6 protein-coding genes and 2 tRNA genes are annotated in these 9,226 nt (G+C 73.2%); 5 read left to right on the forward strand and 3 right to left on the reverse strand.

Annotated features, from left to right (window positions below):
- Window positions 1–44: 44 nt before the first annotated feature.
- The gene (locus HZS56_RS36165) at window positions 45–1,532 is read right to left on the reverse strand and encodes a peptidoglycan D,D-transpeptidase FtsI family protein (RefSeq protein ID WP_216725047.1); all 1,488 of its coding nucleotides are present in this window, start codon (window positions 1,530–1,532) and stop codon (window positions 45–47) included.
- Between the two features lie 266 nt (window positions 1,533–1,798).
- Here HZS56_RS36165 and HZS56_RS36170 point away from each other — a divergent pair, with 266 nt between their 5' ends.
- The 3 genes from HZS56_RS36170 (at window position 1,799) to HZS56_RS36180 (ending at window position 4,272) form a co-directional block, all read left to right on the forward strand.
- Complete coding sequence (locus HZS56_RS36170) at window positions 1,799–2,539, forward strand: TetR/AcrR family transcriptional regulator (protein ID WP_308408238.1); 741 nt, start codon at window positions 1,799–1,801, stop codon at window positions 2,537–2,539.
- 308 nt (window positions 2,540–2,847) lie between these two features.
- Window positions 2,848–3,543 (forward strand): DUF3159 domain-containing protein, encoded by a 696-nt coding sequence (locus HZS56_RS36175; protein ID WP_216725048.1) that lies wholly within the window; start codon window positions 2,848–2,850, stop codon window positions 3,541–3,543.
- Between the two features lie 120 nt (window positions 3,544–3,663).
- A complete protein-coding gene (locus tag HZS56_RS36180) occupies window positions 3,664–4,272 on the forward strand; it encodes a TetR/AcrR family transcriptional regulator (protein WP_216725049.1) in 609 nt (202 codons plus the stop codon).
- A gap of 124 nt (window positions 4,273–4,396) precedes the next feature.
- On the opposite strand, the gene HZS56_RS36185 is transcribed toward HZS56_RS36180, so the two are convergent.
- Both HZS56_RS36185 and HZS56_RS36190 read right to left on the reverse strand, forming a co-directional pair.
- Window positions 4,397–4,469: transfer RNA gene (locus HZS56_RS36185), tRNA-Arg, on the reverse strand.
- Between the two features lie 182 nt (window positions 4,470–4,651).
- A tRNA-Ser gene (locus HZS56_RS36190) sits at window positions 4,652–4,742 on the reverse strand.
- Window positions 4,743–4,947: 205 nt separating this feature from the next.
- Here HZS56_RS36190 and HZS56_RS36195 point away from each other — a divergent pair.
- Both HZS56_RS36195 and HZS56_RS36200 read left to right on the forward strand, forming a co-directional pair.
- Entirely contained in the window at window positions 4,948–5,451 is a 504-nt protein-coding gene (locus tag HZS56_RS36195) for an SSI family serine proteinase inhibitor (RefSeq protein ID WP_216725050.1), read from the forward strand.
- Window positions 5,452–5,844: 393 nt separating this feature from the next.
- Window positions 5,845–9,226: PAS domain-containing protein (locus HZS56_RS36200; protein ID WP_216725051.1), on the forward strand; the 3,382-nt coding region annotated here is incomplete at its 3' end.

The following is a 9,226-nucleotide window of genomic DNA, read 5'->3' on the forward strand; positions in this document are numbered from 1 at the left end:
TCCATGAGGTGCGTCCCTGCGGCCGGCCGACGGCCCGCCCCACGTCACTGCTTCAGCACGGCCTCCATCACGCTCTTGGCGATGGGCGCACCGAGTCCGCCACCGGAGATGTCCGAGCGGGAGATGTCCATGTCGGTCGGGTCGATGAAGACGGCCACCGCCACGGACCCCCCGTCCTGCTTCTTGCCGTAGGAGACGAACCAGCCGTACGGCACCTTGTCGTTCACGTCGACGCCGCGCTGCGCGGTACCGGTCTTGCCGCCGACCGTGATGCCGTCGATCTGGGCCTTGCGGGCGCTGCCCTCCTTGGCGGTGAACTCCATCATCTCCTGGACCTTCTGCGCGGTCTCGGCGGAGACGGCCTCGCTCATCACCGCGGGCTCCGTCTTCTCCAGCGTGCCGAGGTCCGGTCCCTTGACCTCGTCGACGATGTACGGCTGCATCAGCTTGCCGTCGTTGGCCAGCGCGGAGGTGACCATGGCCATCTGCATCGGCGTACTGGTGAGGCTGCCCTGCCCCATGCCGGTGAGCGCGGTGCCCGGCTTGTCGAGGTCCTCGGGGTAGAGGCTCTTGGAGGCGAGCAGGTCGCCGAAGTCGTCGGAGTAGACGTCCTCGTTGAAGCCGAACTTCTCGGCCGTCTCGCGCATCTTGTCCTGGCCCAGCTTGGACGCGGCGTCGAGGAAGACGTTGTTGCAGGAGTACTGCATGGCGGTCTTCATCGAGGCCTTGCTGCACACCCCGTCGCCCGCCTCGCTGCCGATCGTGTTGGTGGACTGCGGCAGCGGGTAGGGCGAGACGGCGTCCGTGTGGGCGTCGACGTCGGTGACGACGTCGTGCTCGAGGGCGGCGGCCGCGGTGAGGATCTTGAAGGTGGAGCCCGGCGGGTAGGTCTCGCGCAGCGCGCGGTTGGCCAGCGGCTTGCTCTTCTCCTTGCCCAGTGCGACGAAGCGGTCGGACTCCTTGAAGGTGCCGCCCGCGAACTGGGACGGATCGTAGGACGGCGCCGAGACCAGGGCGAGCACCTTGCCGGTGGCCGGGTCGAGCGCGACCACGGCTCCCCGGGCGCCCTTCAGATCGGTCAGCCCCTTCCACGCGGCCTTCTGCGCCTTGGGGTCGATGGTGGTGACCACGGAACCGGCCCGCCGGCCCTCACCGCTGACGACGTCGGCGAACCGCTGGAAGGCCAGCCGGTCGTCCTTCCCGGTCAGGATGCCGTCGTAGATCTTCTCCAGGAGCGTCATGCCCTGCGCCTGCGACGCGTATCCCGTCACCGGCGCGTACATCGGCCCGTCGGCGTAGGTGCGCTTGTACTTGAGGTCGGTGCTCTCGGTCTCGGCCGAGCCGGTGACGGCCCGGCCGCCGACGACGATGTCACCGCGCGGGGTGGCGAACCGCTCGATCTGCACCCGCCTGTTGTCGGTGTCGGAGGCCAACTCCGGGGCCCGCACGTACTGCAGGTAGTTCGCCCGGATCAGCAGGCCGAGCACCAGCAGCCCGCAGAAGATCGCCACGGCCCTCAGAGGCTTGTTCACCGGCGGCCTCCGTCGAGGCTCGGCCGGTCGGATATGTACCGGTCGGATATGTAGACGGGTCCTCGCAACATGGCCACACCCTAGACACAGTCGCGCGGGGCCATCACGTCGGCGGGGAAATGCCGGGGTCCGGGGCCCGGCCGCGCCCGGGCGGAACGACTCCGGCCTGGTGATCACACTGGCACGTCGCGTCACTTGGTGCCAATATGACACGGAGTGCACTGCACTGCACACACCAGTACGCAGAGGGGCAGAAGGTGGCCGACGTGACATCGACCGAGCGCAGCCGTGGCGGGATGAGCGAGCAGCGGCGCCACCGCGTACGCCTGGAGATCTCGCGCGAGGCGGCCCGGCTGTTCTGGACACAGGGCCTGGAGGCCACCAGCGGTGACCAGATCGCCGCGGCGGTGGGGCTGTCGACGCGCACCATCTGGCGGCACTTCCGCAGCAAGGAGAGCTGCGCGGAGCCGATCGTGAGGGAGAGCGTGGAGTGGGAGCTGGCCAGCCTGCGCAGCTGGCAGCCGCACCAGTCCCTGGAGGAGCACCTGGCCGAGGAGGCGGTCCGCTTCCACCGCGAACTCGGCCCGCAGGAACAGGCCGACGCGGGGCTGGGCATCAAGATGATCCGGCTGGGCGAGACGGAACCGGCCCTGCGTACGGCGTGGCTGATGGCCTGTGACCAGGTGGAGCACGAGTTGACCGGCATCCTCGCGAACCGCCTGGGCCTGAAGCCCGACGGCCTCGAGGTCCGGCTGCACGCGGCGGCGACGTCGGCCGCCCTGCGCGTCATCAACGAGTACGTCGGATCCGGCCTCCTGGACGGCGCCGACCCGGCGACGCTCGGCGACCCGAACCTCCTCTTCATCGCGGACGCCGTCCGCAGGGCCACCGGGGGCGCGGTGGGCGATGCGGTGGCGCCGTCCGCCACGGACACGGCCCGGCCGGACGGAGGCAGAGGCCCCGCGGACCGGCCGGACGGAGGCAGAGGCCCCGCGGACCGCGCCTGAGCCGGAAGTCACACCCCTCACCGCGGCCGCCCACGACGAGCAGACAGGGCCGGGAGCCCCCGTCCGCGCAACGCCTCGACGAACCCGTCGCACCGAGTCCGCGACACGCGGACACCTGCCCCTCCCTGGGCCCGCCATCGGTGCCGCACCCACCCGACCTCACACAACCGTGACCCACGTCACAGAAAGCTCCAGTGGCGCCACTCCGTCACTAAGTGACATGATGTCGTTGAGCGACAAGGAGAAGGCGCCTCCCAGGCGTCCCGAGGCAAGCCCGTCCCCAGGCGAAACCGGAAGAGCTGATCCCCATGACGCACACCCACCACCAGGAAGTCGCCCACGACACGCAGCAGCACGCGAGTACCGGCGCCACGAAGCCGTCCGTCCTGGAACAGGCCGGCGGCACCAAGGGCCTCGTGTACATGGCGCTGCCCGTCATCACCTTCGTGCTGGCCAACAACGCCCGCGGCCTCAGGGTGGCCGTCCTCGCCGCCGTCGCCGTCTCCGTCGGCATCGCGGTCGAGCGCCTCTGGCGCCGGGAGTCGCTCCAGCCGGCGCTCGGCGGCCTCTTCGGCGTCGCCGTCACCGCGGGCATCTCCTGGTACACCGGATCCGCCAAGGACTACTTCCTCATCGGCATCTGGGCCGGCCTCGCCGGAGCCGTCGTGTTCTTGGCCTCCGTACTGGCCGGCCGGCCGCTGGCCGGCGTCCTGTGGAACTCCACCACCGGCAAGGGCACGGCCTGGCGCGACGACAGGCGTTCCCGCCGCTACTACGACATCGCCACCCTGACCCTGGCCGCCATCTTCGCCGCCCGCTTCGGCGTCCAGCAGTACTTCTACGAGACCGACGCGGTGGGCTCCCTCGGGGCCGCCAAGATCGCCATGGGATACCCCCTGCTGGGCCTCGGCCTCCTGGTCGTCGCCTGGGCAGCCCGCGCCTCCGACAGGCACCTCAAGGCCGTCGCCCGACAGCGACAGCCCCGGCCGTACGCAAGCGTCTGACATCCCGGGGTCGCCCGGCGAGGGGCGCCCGACAGCCCGGGGCGCCCGACCGCCCGAGGACGGCCCACCCGCACGAGACACACGGGCAAGACCACGAAGCGACCAGGAAGCCGAGCCGACATGGACGACGTGCCCGCCCCCGCACGCGGCGCGACGAGCGAACTCCGGCGTCAGCGCGTACGGCTGGCCATCTCACGGGAGGCCTCCCGCCTGTTCTGGGAGCAGGGCGTGGCCGCCACCACCGGCGCCCAGATCGCCGCGGCGGCGGGACTGTCGACACGCACCGTCTGGCGCCACTTCCGCAGCAAGGAGAGCTGCGCCGAGCCCATCGTGGAGCGCGGGGTCAGACGGGAGATGTCCTTGCTGCGCAGCTGGCCGAGCCACCTCTCCCTCGAAGAGCACCTCACCGCGGAACTGCGCGAGTACGAGCGCGGAGCGACCCCCACGGACCGCGTGGACGACGCCCTGGCGATCAGGATGGCCGTACTGGCCACGACGGAACCGGCCCTCCGCACCGCATGGTTGATGGCCTGCGACCAGGAGCAGCGGAGCCTGGCCGACCGCATCGCCCTGCGCGCCCGGGTACCGGCCGACGACCTGCGCGTACGCCTGGACGCCGCAGGCGCGGCCGCCGTGGTGCGCGCCCTGACCGAGGCCGCCGCGACGGCCCTCCTCTCGGGCACCGGCCCCGGCGAGCTCGCCGGCACGCCCAGCAGGCCGGTTCCGTAGTCGGCCGCCGCTCCCCCTCCGACGACGCCGTCGGCCCGGCCGACAGACATTGATGTCACCCACAGATGTCACCCACGACGTCAAAGGCCCCACCGGACGAACCGGTGGGGCCTTTGAGCTGATGTGCACTCGGCAGGATTCGAACCTGCAACCTTCTGATCCGTAGTCAGATGCTCTATCCGTTAAGCTACGAGTGCTTGTGCTTCTTCAGTTCTGTCGGCGCTTCCGGCCCTTTCGGCCCGCTCGCGGCGACAGGAAGAACATTACATGACTGCCGCCGCCATGTGAAATCCATTGGCCACACCCCTTGTGACCTGCACAAACACCTCTGACAACACCGAAGCCCCAGCCGTGCGGGCCGGGGCTTCGGTGATCGGTGCGGAGGCGGAGGGATTTGAACCCTCGATGGGCTTTAAGACCCAAACCGCATTAGCAGTGCGGCGCCATAGACCGGACTAGGCGACGCCTCCAGACAACATCACCACTCCCGATGCTCTCGCGTGCGAGCGCGAGTGGCGCGTGCCGATGATGACACAGTTGAGCGCGCTGTCACCAATCGGCTCCCACGGTACTAGGCGGGCAGGCCGCAGGGCAAAGCGCTTACGTGCGTGGCCCGCGCCCGGTTTCCCACGCCCGGCCGCGCAACCTCCGGTGCGCCCGCGCGTTGGTCAGTTCATGTTCCAGGTCTCCCGCGCTCCCGCCGCCCGCCTCCTCGGCGCCGCCGTCCTGTCCGCCGCCACGCTCGCCTCCCTCTGCACCGCGAACGCCTCGGCGGCCGCCTACGCAGAACCGGGCCCTTCCGGTCCGGCTTCCGAGCACCGCACCGGCCGCGTCGCCGCCGACCGCCTGACGGTCACCGTCCAGCACGCCGGCGCGGACGCCGACGGAACCTACGAGCTGCGCTGCCACCCCGGCGGCGGCGACCACCCCGACCCGAAGGGCGCCTGCGCTCTCCTCGACAGCGGCACTCGGTGGGGCGGCAACACCTTCGCGCCCGTGCCCGAGGGCAGCGTCTGCACCATGCAGTACGGCGGTCCGGCCACCGCGCACGTCACCGGGACCTGGGCCGGCCGCCCCGTCGACGCGACGTACGACCGCCGGGACGGCTGCGAGATTTCCCGCTGGGACCGCATGGTGCCGCTGCTGCCCGGGCTGGGGGCGGCGCCGGGACGGTCGTAGACACGTCGCGGGCGCGGTGCGGGCGCGGCGGGGACGCGGCACGGGCCCGGTGCGGCGCGGGCGCGGGCGCGGCGGGGGCGTGCAGATGGCGCGCCGATAGCGCGTTGTCGGCACGTCGTAGGCGCGGAGCAGGCGCGGTGCAGGCACGTCGTGAGCCGGGTGCATGCCCGATGCGGGCCCGGTGCAGGGACAGGGTGGACACAGCCGTGGGCGGGGGGCGCGGCCGACGGTTACCGGTCACACGTTCTACGTCACTTCCTCGTGCGACCTCCGTCGCATCCCACGCCGTCCGCCGGGCCCCAACCCTTAGACTCCCTCGCGTGACACCCTGGGACACGGTTGGCAAGATGGCCCAGGCGGTCGGCAAGTGCGGTAACAGGAGGGAAGCGTCTCGTGAGCAGCAGGCCATCCCGAGGCGCTGCTCGCCTCGCAGCCATACTGGACGCGCTGCCCGACGCGTTGGTCCTGGTCAACGCGAACGGCACCGTGGTCAACGCGAACACCATCGCCCTGGAAGCCTTCGAGACCCCGGGCACCGCCCTCGTCGGACGCGGACTGCTGGACCTGCTGCCGCAGTTCGACTCACGGCTCATCCCCGGTTCCATGCGGCGCCCCGAGCACGTCGACCCGCGGGCCCGGACCAAGCCCAGGCGCATGATCGCCCGGCGCACCGACGGCTCCGAGTTCCCCGTCGAGGTCACCAGCGCCAACCTGGAGACCGGCCAGCAGGCCTACGACAACTACGGCTACACCGGCGACGAACTGCTGATGCTCGTCGTCCGCGACCTCTCCGGCACCGTCGACACCGAGGCGGAGCTGGCGCGTTCGCAGCGGCAGACCGAAATGATCCTGCGGGCCGCCTCCGAGGGCGTCGTGGGCACCGACACCGACGGGCGGATCGTCCTCGTCAACCCCGCCGCCGCCCAGATCCTGGGCTACCGGGCCGGTGAACTGGGCGGCCGGGAGCTGCACACCCTCGTCCTGCACTCGCGTGCCGACGGCTCCCCCTTCCCGTACGACGAGTCCCCGCTCGCCGACACCCTGCGTTCCGGGCGCAAGCACCGGGTGCGCGGGCAGGTGGTGTTCGCCAAGAGCGGCGACCAACTGCCGGTCGACCTGACGACCGCGCCGGTGCGCGACGGCGACCAGCTCGTCGGCGCCGTCATGACCTTCACCGACCGGCGCCCCTACGACGCGCTGGTCAAGGAGCACGAGGAGGCCGAGGAGCGGCACGCCGGGGAACTGGAGCGGCTCGCCGAGGAACACGCCTCCGAACTGACCGCCCTGCGCCAGCAGCACGTGCGCGAACTGGAGGAGCTGCGGGAGCAGCACGCGGAGGAGCTCGCCGCCGGCGCCGACCGCTACGCCGCCCTCGGTGAGCGGGAGAACGACCGGTACGAGGCCCTCTCCGCCCGGCACGAACAACTGCTCACCCTCCTCGGCGGATCCCTGCGCGGCCCCCTGGACGAGCTGCGCCAGGAACTCGCCGCCCTGGCGTCGGACGACGCCGGTCAGCTGTGGCCCGAGGCCAACCAGGTGCTGCACCACCTCTCGGCCGGCTACGCCCGCATCACCACCCTCATCGACAACGTCCTCGGCTTCCAGCGCCTCGACGTCGGCAACGAACACGTCGCCCGTACGAAGGTGATGCTCGACGCCGTCGTCGCCGCCGGTGTCGACGGCGCCGTGGAACTGATCGGTCCCGGCCGGGTGCAGTTCGCCGTGCACGCGCCGCCCATCGAGGCCGAGGTGGACGCCCGGCTGCTGGCCACCGCGCTCGCGCATCTCGTCGCGGACGTCGCGGGCGTCGACGCCACGGGCAACTCGCCGGTGGCGGCGCCGGGCGGCTACCTGGACAACACCGTCGTGGTCGCTGCGGCGCAGCGCGGCGAGGTCGTCCGCATCGAGGTGCGCGGGCCGTACGCCGGGGGAGACCCGGTGCACGAGCCGATCGTGCGCGGGGTCGTACGGGCGCACGGCGGGGTGCTGCAGACCCATGAGGTGCCGGGCATGAGCGGCAGCGCGTACGTGCTGGAGGTGCCCATCGGGGGCGGGGCGGGGGCCGTCGCGGCACAGGCTCCGGCCCAGGCCGCCGTTCCCGCCGTTCCCAGCGTTCCCGCCGTGCAGGGCCAGGCGCCGGGTCCCGGGCCGGCGGGTGCTCCGGATGGTTCCGGGGTTCCCGGGGCCGGCAGTGCCGTGGCCGTCCGGGAGCCGGCTCCCGGTGGGGGGCGGCGGCGGGCTCGGCGGGCGTCCGTCGACGCGTTCCTGGAGAGCGAGGTCGCGGGCGCGGAGGGACCGGGCGCCGGCGTGCCCGAGGGCGAGCATCCCGCCGCGCCGACGGGGCGCCGCAGGCGACGCGCGGCCCAGGAGCAGACGCAAGGACAGGAACAGGGGCAGGGGCCCTCGAACCAGGCGGAAGGACGGGCGCAGGCGGCCGGTCCGGTGCCGCAGGAACAGGTCGCGCCGGGGCAGCCCGTACTTCCCGCGTCGGCCCCGCTTCCGGTACCCGCACAGGCGGGGCCGGGCGAGGGGAGCGGTGCCGGGGGTACCGGACGTCGCCGCGGGCGGTCGGCGGAGGGTACCGGCCCCGGTGATGCGCAGGCGCCCCGGACCCCCCAGGCACCGCAGGTCTCGCAGACACCACAGGGCGCTCAGGCACCGCAGGGCGATGTCTCCGAGGGCGCCGTCGTCATGGCCGGCGAACACGGCGGCGGGGCCGCGGCCTCCAACAACGGACTGGGCGGGACCGTACCGCCGCAGGGCGTGCCCGCACCCACCGGACGGCGGGCCAGGCGGGACGGCGGTGAGCAGCAGGCACTTCCGCCGGCGTTGCCCGCGCAGGCGGGCGAGGCGGACCCGGCCGACGCCGACCGGCCGACCGGGCGCCGGCGCCGCGCACTGGCCTCCGCGAACGAGCGCGCCGCCGCGCAGGAGGCGGCTCCGCGTCAGGTCTTCGCCCTGCCGCCCGCCGACGCGGACCGGCCGGCCGACGCCGCGCCCGGGGCAGCCGGGACACCCGGCACCGCGGCACCGGGAGAGGCGCGGGGTCAGGCCGCCCAGGTCCAGCCCCAGGTCCACATGCAGGCTCAAGCCCAGCCCCAGCCCCAGCCCCAAGTGCCCGGCCCGGCCGCTTCCGGTGACGCCCTGCTCGACCAGCGCCGGCACGGCCTCGACGAGGGCCGCCACGACGCCGTACCGCACGACCAGGCCGACGACCACACGCCGCCGCAGCCGCACCCGGCCGAGGGACCCACGGGACGTCGCCGCCGGGCCGGTGCCGCCCGCTCCGCTGAGGAAGCGGCACCCGGGCAGGCCCAGGGGGATGCGGTGCAGGGCGGCCCGGTGCCGGGCGGTCCCACGGAGAGCGGCGCGACGGAGAACGGTCCGATGCAGGGCACATCACCTGCACCGGGCACACCGCCCGTGCAGGGCACACCGCCGCCCGTGCAGGGCGCTCCCGCCTCTCCGCAGCACGCCGTCGGCTCTCCGCAGCACACCGCCGGCCAGGGCGTCCCCCTCCCGAACGCGCCCGCCGCACATGCCGGGGCAGCCACCGAGACCTCGCAGCACCCCGAAGCCGCGCCCTCCGCGCCCTCCGCACCGCAGGCTCCCCCTGCCCCCGCTGCCCCGGCCCTCGGCGGAACCGCCCCGCAGCCCTGGCCCGCGGCCGCCGACGCCACGGGCGCCGCAGCCCCGCCCGCCGCAGCACCGCACGCCGCCGGGCCCGGCGCCGTGACGCCCCCGCCTGGCGGCCCCGCCCCCCCGCCCCGCCCGG

It is taken from the genome of Streptomyces mayonensis (assembly GCF_018982965.1).
Taxonomy (GTDB): Bacteria; Actinomycetota; Actinomycetes; order Streptomycetales; family Streptomycetaceae; genus Streptomyces; species Streptomyces mayonensis.

Excerpts from the sequence above, each read along its gene's own strand:
- HZS56_RS36175 (WP_216725048.1), top strand. The coding sequence starts at position 2,848 with ATGACGCACACCCACCACCAGGAAGTCGCCCACGACACGCAGCAGCAC.
- HZS56_RS36180 (WP_216725049.1), top strand. The coding sequence starts at position 3,664 with ATGGACGACGTGCCCGCCCCCGCACGCGGCGCGACGAGCGAACTCCGG.
- HZS56_RS36195 (WP_216725050.1), top strand. The coding sequence starts at position 4,948 with ATGTTCCAGGTCTCCCGCGCTCCCGCCGCCCGCCTCCTCGGCGCCGCC.